The sequence below is a fragment of the Chryseobacterium pyrolae genome, from assembly GCF_025153485.1.
GTDB lineage: Bacteria > Bacteroidota > Bacteroidia > Flavobacteriales > Weeksellaceae > Chryseobacterium > Chryseobacterium antibioticum.
In genome coordinates this window covers 26,952-42,882 of the sequence record NZ_JANZQH010000006.1, presented here as the reverse complement: position 1 = coordinate 42,882, position 15,931 = coordinate 26,952, and the positions used below count along the sequence as shown (strand labels likewise).

General features: G+C 35.3%; 15 protein-coding genes. 5 read left to right on the top strand and 10 right to left on the bottom strand.

Annotated elements, in window-relative coordinates:
* The first annotated feature begins 244 nt into the window (after positions 1-244).
* Entirely contained in the window at positions 245-1,936 is a 1,692-nt protein-coding gene (locus NZD88_RS13250; RefSeq protein ID WP_259829780.1) for a DUF6909 family protein, read from the top strand.
* Positions 1,937-2,123: 187 nt separating this feature from the next.
* Here the strand turns inward: NZD88_RS13250 and NZD88_RS13245 are convergent, their stop codons facing one another.
* On the bottom strand, positions 2,124-3,503 hold the full coding sequence (locus NZD88_RS13245; RefSeq protein ID WP_259829779.1) for an aspartate kinase: 1,380 nt from the start codon (positions 3,501-3,503) through the stop codon (positions 2,124-2,126).
* 474 nt (positions 3,504-3,977) lie between these two features.
* Between NZD88_RS13245 and NZD88_RS13240 the strand changes: the two genes are divergently transcribed.
* Positions 3,978-5,819 (top strand): M1 family metallopeptidase, encoded by a 1,842-nt coding sequence (locus NZD88_RS13240; protein WP_259829778.1) that lies wholly within the window; start codon positions 3,978-3,980, stop codon positions 5,817-5,819.
* 151 nt (positions 5,820-5,970) lie between these two features.
* Here NZD88_RS13240 and NZD88_RS13235 read toward each other — a convergent pair whose 3' ends face one another.
* The 4 genes from NZD88_RS13235 to NZD88_RS13220 all read right to left on the bottom strand — a co-directional run bounded on the left by NZD88_RS13235 (position 5,971) and on the right by NZD88_RS13220 (position 10,579).
* Positions 5,971-6,573 (bottom strand): hypothetical protein, encoded by a 603-nt coding sequence (locus tag NZD88_RS13235; protein WP_259829777.1) that lies wholly within the window; start codon positions 6,571-6,573, stop codon positions 5,971-5,973.
* Between the two features lie 132 nt (positions 6,574-6,705).
* Positions 6,706-7,539, bottom strand: a complete 834-nt coding sequence (locus NZD88_RS21290) for a M23 family metallopeptidase (RefSeq protein ID WP_279324428.1) — start codon at positions 7,537-7,539, stop codon at positions 6,706-6,708.
* Positions 7,540-7,619: 80 nt separating this feature from the next.
* Entirely contained in the window at positions 7,620-8,060 is a 441-nt protein-coding gene (locus NZD88_RS13225) for a hypothetical protein (protein ID WP_259829776.1), read from the bottom strand.
* A gap of 551 nt (positions 8,061-8,611) precedes the next feature.
* Complete coding sequence (locus NZD88_RS13220) at positions 8,612-10,579, bottom strand: hypothetical protein (protein WP_259829775.1); 1,968 nt, start codon at positions 10,577-10,579, stop codon at positions 8,612-8,614.
* Positions 10,580-10,683: 104 nt separating this feature from the next.
* On the opposite strand from NZD88_RS13220, the gene NZD88_RS13215 reads away from it, so the two are divergent.
* The 3 genes from NZD88_RS13215 to NZD88_RS13205 are packed head-to-tail and all read left to right on the top strand — an operon-like array spanning position 10,684 to position 12,406.
* Positions 10,684-11,049 carry a helix-turn-helix domain-containing protein gene (locus NZD88_RS13215; protein WP_259829774.1) on the top strand — a complete coding sequence of 122 codons (366 nt, stop codon included), beginning with the start codon at positions 10,684-10,686 and terminating at the stop codon, positions 11,047-11,049.
* Positions 11,050-11,808, top strand: a complete 759-nt coding sequence (locus tag NZD88_RS13210) for a type III pantothenate kinase (protein WP_259829773.1) — start codon at positions 11,050-11,052, stop codon at positions 11,806-11,808. It abuts the gene before it with no gap.
* A gap of 55 nt (positions 11,809-11,863) precedes the next feature.
* Positions 11,864-12,406, top strand: coding sequence for a GNAT family N-acetyltransferase (locus NZD88_RS13205; protein ID WP_259829772.1), 543 nt, complete (start codon positions 11,864-11,866; stop codon positions 12,404-12,406).
* 239 nt (positions 12,407-12,645) lie between these two features.
* On the opposite strand, the gene NZD88_RS13200 is transcribed toward NZD88_RS13205, so the two are convergent.
* The 5 genes from NZD88_RS13200 to NZD88_RS13180 all read right to left on the bottom strand — a co-directional run bounded on the left by NZD88_RS13200 (position 12,646) and on the right by NZD88_RS13180 (position 15,930).
* Positions 12,646-13,077 (bottom strand): nucleoside deaminase, encoded by a 432-nt coding sequence (locus NZD88_RS13200; protein WP_259829771.1) that lies wholly within the window; start codon positions 13,075-13,077, stop codon positions 12,646-12,648.
* The gene (locus tag NZD88_RS13195; protein WP_259829770.1) at positions 13,078-13,395 is read right to left on the bottom strand and encodes an energy transducer TonB; all 318 of its coding nucleotides are present in this window, start codon (positions 13,393-13,395) and stop codon (positions 13,078-13,080) included.
* A gap of 269 nt (positions 13,396-13,664) precedes the next feature.
* Positions 13,665-14,291 (bottom strand): energy transducer TonB, encoded by a 627-nt coding sequence (locus NZD88_RS13190; protein ID WP_259829769.1) that lies wholly within the window; start codon positions 14,289-14,291, stop codon positions 13,665-13,667.
* Between the two features lie 52 nt (positions 14,292-14,343).
* A complete protein-coding gene (locus NZD88_RS13185) occupies positions 14,344-15,264 on the bottom strand; it encodes a helix-turn-helix transcriptional regulator (protein WP_259829768.1) in 921 nt (306 codons plus the stop codon).
* Between the two features lie 111 nt (positions 15,265-15,375).
* Positions 15,376-15,930, bottom strand: coding sequence for a hypothetical protein (locus NZD88_RS13180; RefSeq protein ID WP_259829767.1), 555 nt, complete (start codon positions 15,928-15,930; stop codon positions 15,376-15,378).
* Between the last annotated feature and the right edge of the window lies 1 nt (position 15,931).

Here is a 15,931-nt window from a genome sequence, read left to right as displayed (position 1 = left end):
AAAATGATTTACCCCTAATTTTTTTAGGGGTTATTGTGAAATTTTATAAATATAAACGGTGGTTTAATTTTTTTAATAGGGGGAGGTAGCCTGTGAAATATAATGTTTAGCCTTATAACAGCGTCATAATTCATTTTATGATGTACGATTCACAATCTTTAAATATACAAATTTAAACTGCTTGTTAAAAGATACTTAAAATAGAATGCGCAAAGATTTTGTATATTTGTGTGAAATTTATTTTATGACAAATTCTAGAGCTAGAGAAACAACGGAAGCAATTGAAAGATTGTACATTTCTATGAGACACCTCTTTTACAGAGGTTTTTTTAAACCTGCCGGTGTTTCTGGAGAAAGTATCAGAAGTTTGTTAAAGACTATCAATCCAGAGATTTATGGTACCATGAATATTCCTAACAAATTGGAATTAGATGGTTTGATGTATGTTTTAGACAGACTTCCGGAAGGAATTGAAGAATGTGCTTTTATTCATCTTACATCAGATGAGGGTTTTGATAAAGGAAGTTTCGAACCTATTGTCCCTAAAAAGAGAAGAAGAAACTGTTACAGGATAGATGAGCACCAAATGAATATTGAAGTTCTTTTGGGACGTTCTGAAATTTATGATATTCTTACGCACCTTACCTTCTTATTTATAGAAGCAGATAAAGTGAGAAATCTGGCTTTTATTCAGGATGAAAACTGGAAGCCTACACGTGCCTTCAAAATTATCGAAGAAGTAGTAAAAGGGGAAAAGAAATTCAGCAGAAAGGAAAAAGAGGTTGCTCTTATTCATTTATCTTCTTTAATAGGAAGAACTTTTGAAGAAACACTGAATGCTTATAATTCTTTTGGGGATGACAATAATCCTGACCGTTTATTTAAAATCATCTACAACTTAGGAAAAGTAAGCCTTGAGGATGCCAAACAGACGAGAGAAAGAGAAATTCATTTCAGTGCTATATTAAAGGAAAGAGTAGGACACCATTACTTCGGCGAAAAATGGGCGAACAAAGTGAAAGAAGTTTTATTTGAAAACAATCTTCATATGCGTCCGCTTCACATCATTTCTGCCAACATGCACTCCGTGAAAAATATGCTGTATGGAAATGATGCCTTAAAGAAAAAAGACAACAAAGAAGTTGATTATAAACTTTACGGAGAGATTTCTGATAAAAAAGAACTTCGTGACAAAGTTTCAAAATATGCTTTGGAGGAAGGATTGATTTATATTAATGATAAGAGCGGAAGTAATATTGATGTTCAGATTATTGATTTAAGCAAAACAGACCTTAAAAATACACCATTCAACAGTATAAAATACGGCGGAGACGATGTGATCATGGTTTTTGACTATGCGTTCGGAGAACAGGCTTTTGAAGTAATGGACGAATTGTTGAGACCCTTCGAACACAAAGGAGAGGTGTATATGATGAAAGTGAAATCTGTTTCTATTATGGGTAAAGCCGGAATTCTTGCCGGAGGGAAAGGAGATATTATGATTCCTACCGCTCATATTTTTGAAGGAACGGCAGATAACTATCCTTTTGAAAATGCTTTGAAACTGGATGATTTTAAAGATGATGAACTGAAAGCATTTGAAGGCCCGATGATCACTGTATTAGGAACATCACTTCAGAACAGAGATATCTTATCGTACTTTATGAACACTTCATGGAAGGCAATTGGTCTTGAAATGGAAGGAGCACATTACCAGAAAGCGATTCAGGTAGCTTCTAAGATCAGACATCACATTGCACCGGACCTGTTTGTGTGTTACGCTTACTATGCTTCGGATAATCCATTGGAAACGGGAAGTACACTTTCTTCAGGAGGTCTTGGTCTTACGGGAGTGAAACCTACTTATCTGATCACTTTAAGAATCCTTGAAAAGATCTTACAAAGCGGAAAAAAAGAAATTCCTGCTAAAAAATAATTTGATTTTAAGTCATATTGAAACCTCAGATGTTTTGCATTTGAGGTTTTTTATTTTAGACTTCCCGCAGATTGTACAGGTCTCAGGGGAAAATTGCGCATAAAATCTGAAGGAATTATCATAAGCGACCTAAAAAGCCTTAAAACCGCTCTGTTTAGGGGTGCTTTTATATGTTCTCAGAAAATGCTTAATTGCATAATGCTTGGTTCAAAGCTATAATAGCTTTCTCATAATGCTCCCTTTTTACTACAAACTGCATGTTAACCTGCATGATGGACTGTGCATAGCATTCGATATTAATATTATTCTCATACAGGGCTTTTGCCGCACGATATAAGAATCCGGGTGTAGCAATATTGGTTCCCATTGCACAGACTAATGCAACCGGAACTCCCGTTACCTGATAGAAATTTTGTTTAAGTTCTTCCAAAAGCTTTTCCGAGGCATTACTTTCCCAAATCACCATTGTTATTGAGTTTGCGTTTGTAGATTTCAACACATAACTTATATTATACTTTTGGAAATAGGTCATGATTTGGGCATCATAACCCACTTCACTTACCATAAGCGGATCGTGAATTTCTATGGCCAGCATTTTTTTTGATCCGGAAACAATCTCAACACGAGCGTCAGGAGATACATAATTCTTTGAAATCAGGGTGCCGATATGATCCGGGTCGAATGTATTTTTAATACGGATATTAATTCCGGAGAGTTCTAATGGTTTTGCTGCCTTTGGGTGAATGGCTTCCATACCTATATCAGCCAGCTGGTCTGCAATGATATAATTGGTCAGTCCCACTGGAACACAGTTTTCTACACCCACGATATTTGGGTCTGCGCTTGATAAGTGATATTCTTTATGGATAACTGCCTCATCAGCCTTTATATCTACAGCGGCCTTACTGAAGGTAACTTCGGAATATCCACGATCAAAAACTCTCATAATTCCTTCAGTTCCTTTAGTGTATCCCGTTGCTACACAAATCACATTTTTAAAATCTATTCCGCTGAATTCTTTTGTAATTCTTTCATCAATAGTAAGGGCTTCGTTGTCATCAAATCCGCATAAATCCACAAATTTTGCATGAATTCCTTTATTGTTGATAATATTAGTAGAATTCCACGCAGAATGCGCTTCCCCAATAGAAGCTAAAATTTCCCTTGCTGCAAGATGAATATCGTGTGCATTTACATATCCCGATGCCAAAACCTTACTCAGGCTGCTAAGCATCGTTTTTGCCTGCTCCACTCTGTTTGTTATAAATTCATTAGCTTCAGAAAGCTGAAGGCCAACATTTTCCAATCCTTCATTAATGGAAATCAGTTTTTGGCATACCTTATCGAGATCAGCTTTATAGTCTTCACTGTTCAAAAATTTTTGATACACACCAGGCTCATTTGTTTTTTTGTGTTCCAATAGCCAGTTGGTGACATTATTATAGGCTGAAACTACAAAAACCCTATTATAAAATTCTCCTTCCTTTCTTTTTCCAATAATTATATTGTAAAGAACATCATGAAACTGAGACATGGAAGTTCCTCCTATTTTTTCTACGGTCAGCATTATACAACTTTATTTAATCTGCGAAAATAAGAAAATTAAGATGATTGGAGATACTGATCTGTAAGTCGCCTGTTTAATCTTTTTAAAAAACACCTATGCTTCATTCAAATTCTAGAATCAGCCTAGTCAAGGTTTTAAACCTTGACTAGGCTCACGGGACATGAATGATTGTATTTAGAATTGTGTATTAATTTGTGTCATTTGTGGTTAAAAAAAGATATAGGCTTATTTAAATTTCCCACAGATTTCTCAGATTTTAAGCATCGTTCTCTGTGAAATCTGTGTCTTCTGTGGGAACTCAATGATTATGTTTTGGTTTAAAAAATCTACTTCATCTCCAAAATTTTTGTGAGTGAAACTTAACCATCAGAATTAAAATCCATCTAAAGCCATAACAGATCAAAAAGCCCTAAAATAGCTCCATATTTGAGGGTTTTACATAAATTACCTACCTTTAAAAAAAATAAATTTTAAATGAGAAAATCGGCTGCAATCATTTTTGCGTTTATCATTTCACAATTTCAGGCTCAGCAGGGAGCTTATTATCAGCAGGCTGCGAAGTATAAAATGGATATTGATGTTAATGCTGAAAAATTTACCTACCAGGGAAAACAAAGTTTAGAATACACGAATAACTCACCTGATGAGCTGAACGTTGTGTATTTTCATCTGTACTGGAATGCTTTTAAGCCTAATTCGATGATGGACCAGAGAATTGCTGGCCAGGGGAAAAATGGAGATTCCAGACTGCAGAAAGATGGGGTTTCAAGGTTGGCGTCTATTCCGAAAGATCAGGAAGGTGCCCAAAATATCCACTGGATCAAACAAAACGGAAAAGATCTGAAATTTGAGATCCAGGAAACCATCATGAAGGTATATCTGGCAGAACCTATCCAGCCGAATGCTACGACCACCTTTACAATGGATTGGGATGCTGTCATCCCTCAGCAGATCAGAAGAAGCGGCAGAAACAACAGGGAAGGTGTAGATATGACGATGACCCAGTGGTATCCGAAAATTGCAGAATATGATTATGATGGTTGGGCAACCTTTGATTATATAGGAAGAGAGTTTCATGCGCCGTTCTCGGATTTTGACGTTACCATCAAGATCAACAAAGATTATGTCATCGGAGCAGGAGGAATTCTTGAAAATCCGACGGAAGTAAAAGGATATGATGCCGCTGCAAAAATTACAGCTGATAAAAATAAAAAAGCAGTCTGGAAATGGAAAGCCAATAATATCCTGGATTTTGCCTGGAGTGCAGACAGAGATTATATCATCAAAAGTTTTGATGTTCCGGAAGGACCAAAGGTATTCCTGGTTTATCAGCAGAATGACAAAACGAAAGTTTGGGAAGAAGCCCAGCCTTATGTGACCAAATATTTCCAGTTAATGAACAGGCATTTCGGAAAATACGTGTACCCGACATACGCTTTCATTCAGGGAGGCGATGGCGGAATGGAATACGGAATGTGTACCATGATCCTGGGAGAAGCGAAAGATATTAAAGGCTTAATGGGGCTAATGGCCCACGAAGGCGCACACTCCTGGTATCAGCAGATGCTGGCAACCAACGAATCGGTACGCCCGTGGATGGATGAAGGATTTACTAGCTATGCGGAAGGTTCTGTGATGTATCAGCTGTTTCCGGAAGAACTTCCCAACCCATTTGCCAATACAGTGAATGCATACAGAGCTTTCATTAAAAAAGGCATTGAAGAACCTGCGGTATGGTTGGGAGACCACCATGACAATGGAAATGCATATACTTATGCATCCTACGTAAAAGGAGAACTGTATCTGGTAGAACTTGGTTACATCATGGGTGAGCAGAAACTTACTGAGACTTTAAAGCAGTATTACGACCAATGGCACCTGAAACACCCTTCTGACAGAGATTTTCTTCACATTGCTCAAAAAGTGTCAGGAATGGATCTGAAATGGTTCCATAACTACTGGATCAACACGACGAAAACTATTGATTACGGGATCAAAGACGTGAAGTATGATGCAAAATCTACTACAATCACTTTGGTGAATAATGGGCAGGTTCCCATGCCTGTTGATTTCAGTGTATTGACTACAGATAAAAAGGTCGTTACCTACCAGATCCCTTTGAATATGACCCATACATGGAAGGAAAAAGATATATATGGAGACTTTAAGACAATGCCTTACTGGCCATGGACGCAGAAAGAATATATGTTGACAATTCCTTACACGAAAGGTCAGCTGTCAGTTTTAGGAATAGATTTCAGCCAAAGATTGGCAGATGTAAATATGGATGATAATATTGTAGAAGTGAAACCATAGATCCTATAAGATAAAAAGATAATCCCACAGAAAACTCTGTGGGATTTTTATTTGTATTTAATTTCGAGTATTCCGGCCTGAAATCTGATGTCTCACATCTTAACCTATTCATCATTCACTTGCGAAGCAAAATTCACCTCAGTAAATCTCTTTATTTTATTCCAAACTGCTGTACCATCCAGTGATTAGGGTGATTTTTGACCAGATCATTTTTTAGAACCTCATCTTTCGTGTTAAGGTAAGTGTATACTTTTAAAGGAACTGAATCCGGATATTCTTTTAATCCCTGATCTAATACCGTTTTGGCTTCGCTTTTCTTTCCTGCTCCGTCCAGTGATTCGGCTTTATAGATATAGATGATGGCCGGTACTTTTCCATAAACCTCCCTGGTTTCGTTCTCCAGGATGTTCATGGTTTCGATCTGGAATTCGGTATCAGGTGCTTTTCCAGCCATTGAAGTTCTGCTGATGTGCTGTTGATACATCAGAAAAAGCATCAGGATATGAAGGTTCTTTGTATTGGGATCTGAAGCCATTTTCTCAATTCTCTGAATGGTCTCCGTGGTCATTTCATCATTTTCTGCCTGCAGGTTTTTGTTGTAAAACTCATCCAGTACTTCATAGACAGCGCGGTCATTCTTGTCAATCTTGGCCTGTTCTTTTATTTTTTGGAATAGGTCTTTTACTTGGGCTCCACTCTGCGCAAAAGCACTCAGGCCAATACAAAAGAAAAATGCTAAGATCAATTTTTTCATAGAAAACCGGTTTAAAATATTTTCAGTTTTAAAGGTAACTAAATGTTTCCACTTTTCTAAATCTTCGATCTAAATTTTCTTTAGTACGTGTAAAGAAAGTAGTACACTCATTAGAGGAATCAAGAATTAATCTTAATATTCTTTTGCGTAAGTTTTCTTCTCTGCCAGATATTCAGTTTTACTTCCGTTTCCAGTTTTGAAAAGAGTTTTAATTGTTTTCTTTTGTTTAGCATTTGTGAAGTCGGGTAAATAGCATACAAAATGCAGATGAGGTCCGTTTGTCCAACCTGTATTGCCACTTAATCCTATTAGGTCACCTTTTTTTACAGTATCCCCGATTTTTATTTTAACTCCATTTTGTTTTAAGTGAAAATATTGAGCAATTGTTCCGTCTGAATGTAAAATAGAAATATAATTGGCCAGATTTGCACAACTTATTGTGGGACATCCTTTGTTGCTGGTTTGAACAGCCTCAATCACTTTTCCTTCTCTTGCCGCTGTAATTTCCGTGCCTTCAGGCATTACAAAATCTAAAGAGTTTTCATTCTGGTGAGAAAATGTTCCGTTGTAACCCTGATAGACATTGAAAGATTTGCCTTTTTGAAAAGGGAGGTCGTATTGGTAGTCAGAATCATAGGTTTTAATGGTGACATCTCCGATCATTGTATAATAGTTGGGCATTTTCTTTATTTTCCAGCCTTTCGTCTTATCATTAACTACAAAATAAGTAATTCTGTATTTTGTGGAATTTGCAGGTATTACCTGAATGAGTTTGAATGCTTCTGGGGTCCTCATGTTTTCAACTTCAGGTTGCTGAGGGAATGATATTGAAATAGGATAAATTTCAGCATTATCTACATAGTAGGTGACTGAATCTTTCTTTTGTTCAAAGTATATTTTTGCCGGTTTCTGCGCGAATATTAAAGCAAATTGGGCTAATAATATCAGGGTAATTATCTTTTTCATTCTATTGTGGTTAGTTTTTGATAAGTATTTTATTCTGTGAGGAAGTCTGCTTGCCTAAATTTGATCAGTTTTTTTTAATATTACACTTTCTCTTTTGATATTTTTTCAAATATTTGAATCCGATACCCTGTTGCGGACGGATAGTATAATTCTAATTTTTCATTAAGTAATTTAAGATGATGGTCTCCTCCTAATCCCGGGCATTTATCTGCTTCTAATCGGAATGTTTTATCCAGTTTCATGTATTTTGGGATATAAAATTTTCCTTTTGAATTATTATCTTTAGTTTCTTTCCAATTTCCTGTACATAAATCTCCATTTGAAATAAATGTCCCATCAGTTTTAAGCGATACTGTCATTTTACTTTCTACTTTTTCAGGAGTCAATGATGAGCGAGCAACATAAATATTATCACTATTAATTATACTGGAAAGTTTCCAATTTCCTACAAGATTATCTTGTAGAGAACTGCAACTAAAAAATAATAAAAGAGAGATTGTAAGAGCGATATTTGTTTTCATTTAAAAGAACTGTTTTATATTCAGCATCTGTATATTAAGTTCAGTAAACTTGTTTTAAAAAGTTGACGATTGCCGCTACATATTTTTAGCTAATAGTAAAACAAACCGCAGAGTTTTCTGCGGTTTTTAAAATTTTAATTATATGTACATATTTTTCCATACTTTTTTTAGTGGCATATACCAAATTATTAAAGTAATGCAATAAGCAATTAAATATGTATAAAAATATTGATTTACAGGATAGCTTTTATAAACAAATAAAGATCTTATTTCATGTTCGTTTAATATACCGCCCAACACTAATCCTGAAAAGATGGTGAAAATTATATTTCTTGATTTTTTTAGATAATAAGTAATTAATATATACAAAACAAAGAAAAATGAGAGACAAATAAAATTATATGGCTCAAAAATATGACTAATAACTTGAATCAAATATAAAAACCAAAATCGAAAATCAAATTGTATGATACAAATTAAAATACTTAATATTAGTGAAAATATCAATAATATTAATGAAAAAATAAAACAGTTAATTATTGTATAAATTTTTAGTGACATCCTAATGCTGTTATTGGTTTATTTCCTCTAAGATAATCTTTTACAAAGATATAATTTGGAGTATAGTCAGTACTTGGTATAATTGATGAACTTCCATTTTTACTATTTACAAATGATGAAACTTTTTGCTGCATAGTCGTCCACATCTCCTGAGCTTTTGAATATCCAAAGCTTTCAACCGTGTATTGCAATGCATTATTTGATACTTTTGTAGTAAATCGATCCACACCTCTAGTATAAATAATCATGTCACCTGAAGCATCTACAGAATATCCAAATAGCCTGTTGCCGCTTACAGGATGTTCCCCGTCCCATGGAGATTTTACAGTAGTGAAAATCCATGCTTGTGAGCCAAAACCGCTACATACTACCGTACCGTTATCTGGCGGAATTTTAATTGTAATCAAAGCTCCTATAGGATTAGTTGAGTTCCAAAGTTGGGTATCATCAATTCCATATTGAGACTCTACAACAGGATAAAACATTCCATGATTTATATCTGTGAAATTATTTATATTTTTTCTAAAATAATCAAAAAATTCGGCAGGTGTATATTTTACTCCAGGTGATTTTTCTGGCATATTAGAAATTTTCACGGGGTAAACATCCATATTGATAGTAAAAGAATTCGAATAATCTAAATTTTGAATAACTGCACTACTAAACCAGCCCGTATTTCCATTTACCTGAAATATTTTATTCTTAACAGATTGTGGAATTGGGTGGGTGGCCAGTTCTTGCCATTTCGGTAATTCTGTACATGGGATATCTAATAGCAAATTAGGGTTTTGTGTTATCGCATCATCAAGAGCTTTAAAACGATGGAATATTTCTAAAGGTACATTTATATCGCCATATTCTTCTTGTAGAAACTTATAAACAGAATTTAAAAATTCATGGTTTAAGTCATTAATTTGGACGTTAGGATTGTCTTGAATATATTTTAAGAGTGCTTTTACAAAAGTTTGTTGTTCATCAGATAGAAAAGAATCGAAAGGATACAGATGTTCAATAGCAAAAAATTGGTATATTTTTAGTCTAAATTGATCATTGCTGTTAATTTGAGTAATTTCTGTATTATTTAATCCCAATGGATTAAAATCAGGTGGGTTTTTTATAGTTCCCGTTTTTATTCCTTTAATGCTGTATATAGGGGCAACGGTAGGAATTGTAATCACAGCGGGTGTAGAAGTAGATGGGATGCCGGGATCACCGCCACCGCCACTTACTCCCCCTGGGGATCCTTCGTTTCCTCCCGGAGTGTAGCCAGTGTTTAATCCCCCACCAACATTGCAGTTGGGATTATTATATGACGCTATAATATCCTGAGGCATATAAGTCTGCTCTACATCACAGAATTGACCGTTTGAATGGTTTCCTTGATGACCACAGTTGAAAGTTGTAACCATATATGTTGTACAGCCTACAGAAAAAGTATCTATATACATTATTTTGGAATTTGAACTCCCTGAAGTATTTTGGATCAATTTCTCAAGTTGATAAGAGTTGGGGTCGATTTGTAGATTTGGTAATCGTTTATATTTAATAATATGCCTTTCAGAAATTTGATTATTCACATATTTTAATACCAGTTTCTGTTCGTAATCATTGCGAGATGTTCCTACAATATAAAATGAATAGTATTTTACATTAAGATAATCAACCTCTTCAAAAACATCTGTATAAACTTCAATTCCTTCTATTATCGAATTTTTTAATGAAGAGCCTGAAGTGGGTGGGCTTTCCTGTTTTAAAAATACATTTACGCCCTCAATATTTTGTTTTAAAGAAAAACTACTTTCGTAATCACTCTTAAACAGTTGCTTTGTGATAATATTATCTTTTGTAAAGGCATGTGGATTTTGTTTTGAATTTTCATTATTCATATAATCCAGCTCTTCACGGCACCCAGATAATAGTGCTAATATGAAGAGCATTAGGAAGTTGTTTTTTTTCATTTTGTGTTGAATTAATAATTTTCACAAGAATAGAATTTTTTAATTAATCTGCAACACACTTTTTCGGAAAAATTATTACTTTTACGAAAACTATTTTTACTATTATGGAAAAGATTATCAAGAAGATCTCGGAGATCCGCACCAGAAAAGGCTTTTCTTATGAGAATATGGCTCATGATCTGGATCTTAGTACCTCAGCGTACAGAAAAATAGAAATGGGAGAAACTAAGCTTACTGTAGAAAGGCTGGTTGATATTTCTAAAATACTAGAAACGCCTCTTAACGATTTGTTGGATACAGATTCGCAAAAAAATTTTAACCAAGAAAATAAAGATAATGCACATGGGTTTCAAGGTTTCAATGATAATATTTTTAATGAATATTCTGAAGTTTCCAAGAAACTTATTGCTAACTATGAGAACCAAATAGAAGCTTTAAAAGCGGAAATCGAGCAACTGAAAAAAGGATAAATGAATTCAATCGTAATCAACGTAGGGAACAGCAATATCAGATTTGGACTTTTCAATGGAGATAACTGTGATATTTCATGGGTAATCAATACAAAGCCCTACAGAACAGTAGATGAGCTCTATGTACAGATGCTTATGCTGTACCAAACCTATAAAATAGAACCGAAAGAGATCAGTAAAATCATTATAGGGTCCGTAGTACCTCAGCTTACCAAAGTGATTAGTTCGGCCATCAAAAAAATCCATGGTATTCTGCCTGTGATTGTTGACCGGTCTACGCCTTCAGGAGTGCAGGCAAAATCTAAGCAGATGGGAACAGATATTTATGCTAATCTTGTAGCTGCCCATAATTTGTATCCTGACCGAAAAAAAATCATCATCGATTTCGGAACTGCGCTTACAGCAAGCTGTGTAACAGAGACAGGAGAAACACTGGGAGTGATTATTGCTCCCGGAATTGTAACCTCTTTAAATTCTTTGATCAATCAGACTGCTCAGCTTCCTGATATTGAGCTTAAAAAACCAAAATCTGTATTGGGACTGGATACGGTGACGTGTATGCAGAGCGGAATGGTATATGGATTTCTGGGAATGGTAGAAGGTTTTATAGACCGTATCAACGATGAGGTGAATGATGATTGTTTTGTGGTGGCAACGGGTGGTGTTTCCCATGTTTATAAGCCATTGACTGAAAAGATTCACGTAATGGACAGGTTACATACATTGAAGGGACTTTACTTTTTAGGTAAAAATTTATAGATATAAGAGATTCAGGTCAAGGTTAAGTGTAAGGATTGTTCAATAAAAATAAACCATGAGAAAACTAGAAAAATTTCCAAAAATAGAAACAGAAAGACTGATCCTTTCCCAACTAAAGGAGGAAGACGTTCCTTTTGTGACTGAATATCTTCAGAACAAAATTTTCTCGGACCTTACCTCCAATATTCCCTATCCCTATACCAGAGAGCATTCGGAACTTTGGATTAAGATGTCTCAGGAAGCTTTTGATAATAATACAGGATACACATTTGCCATCCGTAATAAAGACGGACAAATTATAGGAGCAATAGGACTTCACGACAGGGAAGATGATAAAGCCGAGCTTGGTTATTGGATGGGAAGACCTTTCTGGAACAAAGGGTATATCACAGAAGCAGCTCTTGCGTTGATTGAATTTGGTTTCCGGGAACTGGAATTCAACAAGATTTATGCTACTTATTTTCTTCACAATCCTGCCTCCGGAAGAATCCTGGAAAAGATAGGAATGGATGAAGAAGCAAGGCTGAAACAACACCTTAAAAAGGACGGTGAATATTTTGATGTCATGATGTATTCTGTCCTGAAAAATAAATATTGATTTAACTTTTCACGGAAGGAGGCTTCAAATCTCAAAATACTTCCATGAAAACAACCTACTTTCTAGTAGCCTTAATCTTAAGCACATTTCTTTTTTCACAAACTAAGCTGATCGCTTTAAAAGCCATAGCGGAAATTCTACACACTTTAGTGCCGCCGTTTCTGAAAATTTTTATGATACCAATTTATCTAATCTTGGTGTCGTTCCGGAAAGGTATGTAAGAGATGCCAGACAATAAGTTATCTTTTGCTTTTGAAAAACTCTTTCACGATGGATGAACATTCATGTTCCATGATTCCGGTTACTATTTCCGTTTTGGGGTGTAAAGAAAGATGCTTGTTGATAAATCCTCTTTGTTCATCTCTGGCACCAATCACCACTTTTGAAATCTGTGACCATGAAAGCGCTCCTGAGCACATCACACAAGGCTCCATCGTTACATACAATGTGCAGTTGATTAAATATTTTCCCCCAAGAAAATTGGCGGCGGAAGTAATGGCCTGCATTTCTGCGTGGGCAGTCACGTCATTTAATGTTTCGGTAAGATTATGAGCTCTCGCAATGATGCGGTTATTGGAAACAACGATACATCCAATAGGAACCTCATCTTTTTCTAATGCAGCGTCTGCTTCCTGCAGGGCCATTTTCATGTAGTATTCGTCGGTAAACATTTAATCAAAATTTAACATTAAAGGAACTGACATTATAGCTCTTACCGGCAACCCATCTTTTTTTGCAGGTTCCCATCTATCTTGGGTTAGTAATATGGCAAGTTCCGCGTATCTATTAAATTTTTCATTATCTCCGATTCCTACTGCTTTAATGATACTGCCGTCTTTTTCAACAATAAATATCAATTTACAGGTAACTTGACCTTTACCCTGAATATTTTGAATGTTCATATTTTTAGAAAGCTCCTCTTTGAAAAAAGCATCTCCCTTAGGATGAATGGGCTTTGTTCCTCCATTTTGGGACTTAACAGATTTCATATTTAAGATGTCGGATTCAGTCAGTTTAATTGCTTTTAGATATTCACATTCTCTGTTGAATTCCAGATCTCTTATGTCTTCAGATTTCTGTATATTAATCTTCTTAATTTGCCTTTTAGTCTTTTTTTCCAGCAGCTGGATTTTGTAATGGTTTTCCAGATTTTGCAGCTGTATCCCATACTTCTCTTTGATCAGTCTAAGATTTTCGGTCTGTTGAGAGAAACAGAAACAGGAAATCAAAAAACAAAATGATAGGAAACAATTTTTCATTAGTCCTGAAGAGTTAAGGTTAAAGGAAGCTTGAGGTAATATCTTACCGGATCGCCTTTGCTAACTGCCGGAGAAAACTTCTGCGAAACGGAATACAGCGCGATTTCAGCCTGCCTGTTAAAAGTGAAATTATTTCCCTGTGCATGAACGTTGCTGATGCTGCCATCTTTTTCAACAATAAAAGCTACATCTGTTTTGACGGTTTTTACTTCAGTATACACTCCGTCTGTGTAAAAAATATTGGCGACTTCCTGCCTCAGTGTATTGAATCCACCAGGGTAATCTGCGGATTTTTCAAAATCGACTGGTTTATCGGGATTGTTTTCTGATATGCCTTTTGGACTCTTTAGAGATTGAAGGTCTTCCAGATTTCTTACTTTTAACAAAGCTGCGATCATAGATACATTTTCAATGCTGTCCATCTTTTTCATGAAAAGAACATAATCAAGCTTTATGCTTGCCTTTCTGAAAGAGTCAGATTCCTGATCGAACTTCTTTTTGAATTCTGTATTCAGCATACTTCTGTGCTGGTTGTAATAGTTTTTTACATGCTTGAATTCTTCCTTCTGCTGGGAAAAGCAAACGGAAGAAATGAGACAGAACAGGTATAGAAATAAAGCTTTCAAAGAGTATATTTATGTAAATATAATCAAAAAAAATGAGCTTTATGCCTTATGATCAGCTTTCCAGATAGCGGTTCAGTGACTCCTGAAGATGGGTGCGGATGTCATCAACTAAACATTTAGGTTCAAGGACGGTGACTTCTTTTCCATACGAAAGAATTTCCTGCATAAAATCGTACGTAGGGTGGAGGAAAAACTCAAAATAGATCTCTTCGGGAGTTTCTTTCGTTTCTTTCTGGGACTGGTGCAAAGGAAAACTCCGGATATATTCGCCCTGATGTCTGCTGCATTTCATGACGATATTCTGTGGTTTTTGCTCTGCCAGATTCATAACGCCGAAAGCATTTTTGAAATGTTCCCTGAAATTGTAGTTATACTTTTCGCGGAATTTGTTGTCGCTCACATCCAGATAATTGACTCTGTCTAAACCGAATGACTTCAAGATCTTGTCCTTGGTGTCAATGGCGATGAGGTACCATCTGTCCTTGGATTCTTTTAAGGCCAGTGGATGTACCTTGCGGGAAGTCATTATTTTATTTTTGTAGTTGTAATGTTCAAAACTTACGACTCTTTTGTTACGGATGGCGAAGAAAAGATCATAGAAATGCTCTATTCCGGTTGGTTTTCTGCTTTCAAAAAAGATAAAATCTGAAAAGTCCGGATGAAGATTCAAAGCATTACTTACCTGAAAGGATTCCAATAATTTCTGGTTGTATTCATCCACTTCCATAATGGGGCGGCTTTCAATATAATATCGGTTATCTCCCTTCTTTTTGTTGTGAATGGAAAGATTAAAAAGATCAGAAATCTCACGAATATCCCTCTGCAGTGTACGGATCGAGTAGCTTTTGATCCCTGCATCCTGAAATTCGAAAGAGTTGAGAAGATAGTCCTCCAGCTGGGAATAGGTAGCCGGAGAACTTTCTAATCTTTTTATTATTAAGGCATATCTTGTCAGATAAAAATCTTTTTTCATTCGTCTGTATTTTATATGGCAGCACTGCTGCGTTTCATGGTAAATTTTTATAAGACAAATATATAGGCTTAATGCGACAAAACGTGTCGTGTTTTATTTTTTTGTGGAAATTTATTGCCCGTAATCTATGAAAGAACTCTTATTTATGAAGAGGTGAAATGTGGAGGGTGTAACTTCTATTTTTGAAATGGGACTATTGGAAATAACAAAGGTAGTTTTGTTATTTTGTTCATTTTCTGTAAATGTTTTCCCTTGTAAATTATTTTTTACAATATCTTTAAAAACCTGAGAAGGAATAGAGAATTCCATAAATAAGTTGTCCAAATATTCAGTATTTCCTCCGAAATCAGTTTTTACCCCATCTTTAAAATCAAATTGTATTTTTTTGATATCTTTTCTTTTAGAATTCTCTTTTTTTGTGTTTATCTCATAGTCAACAATTCCTGTCCATACAGGTAAAGGATTTGCATACTTTTCCTTGAAAATTATTATTAAAGTAGAAATTAATTCAGAGAGAGAACATTTTAATAATAATTCTTCCAATGCCTCTTCTTTATTTAAATTCTCCATTGCATTGGGATCGTACTGCTGCTGATCTAATACAATCGCTCTGTATTGTTTCGGTGTTACATAATATAACACTTCATAGTTTTTTTTTGTTATCATT

Coding starts and splice junctions, on each gene's coding strand:
- NZD88_RS13250 (WP_259829780.1), top strand. CDS start 245: ATGACAAATTCTAGAGCTAGAGAAACAACGGAAGCAATTGAAAGATTG.
- NZD88_RS13245 (WP_259829779.1), bottom strand. CDS start 3,503: ATGCTGACCGTAGAAAAAATAGGAGGAACTTCCATGTCTCAGTTTCAT.
- NZD88_RS13240 (WP_259829778.1), top strand. CDS start 3,978: ATGAGAAAATCGGCTGCAATCATTTTTGCGTTTATCATTTCACAATTT.
- NZD88_RS13235 (WP_259829777.1), bottom strand. CDS start 6,573: ATGAAAAAATTGATCTTAGCATTTTTCTTTTGTATTGGCCTGAGTGCT.
- NZD88_RS21290 (WP_279324428.1), bottom strand. CDS start 7,539: ATGAAAAAGATAATTACCCTGATATTATTAGCCCAATTTGCTTTAATA.
- NZD88_RS13225 (WP_259829776.1), bottom strand. CDS start 8,060: ATGAAAACAAATATCGCTCTTACAATCTCTCTTTTATTATTTTTTAGT.
- NZD88_RS13220 (WP_259829775.1), bottom strand. CDS start 10,579: ATGAAAAAAAACAACTTCCTAATGCTCTTCATATTAGCACTATTATCT.
- NZD88_RS13215 (WP_259829774.1), top strand. CDS start 10,684: ATGGAAAAGATTATCAAGAAGATCTCGGAGATCCGCACCAGAAAAGGC.
- NZD88_RS13210 (WP_259829773.1), top strand. CDS start 11,050: ATGAATTCAATCGTAATCAACGTAGGGAACAGCAATATCAGATTTGGA.
- NZD88_RS13205 (WP_259829772.1), top strand. CDS start 11,864: ATGAGAAAACTAGAAAAATTTCCAAAAATAGAAACAGAAAGACTGATC.
- NZD88_RS13200 (WP_259829771.1), bottom strand. CDS start 13,077: ATGTTTACCGACGAATACTACATGAAAATGGCCCTGCAGGAAGCAGAC.
- NZD88_RS13195 (WP_259829770.1), bottom strand. CDS start 13,395: ATGAAATCTGTTAAGTCCCAAAATGGAGGAACAAAGCCCATTCATCCT.
- NZD88_RS13185 (WP_259829768.1), bottom strand. CDS start 15,264: ATGAAAAAAGATTTTTATCTGACAAGATATGCCTTAATAATAAAAAGA.
- NZD88_RS13180 (WP_259829767.1), bottom strand. CDS start 15,930: ATGATAACAAAAAAAAACTATGAAGTGTTATATTATGTAACACCGAAA.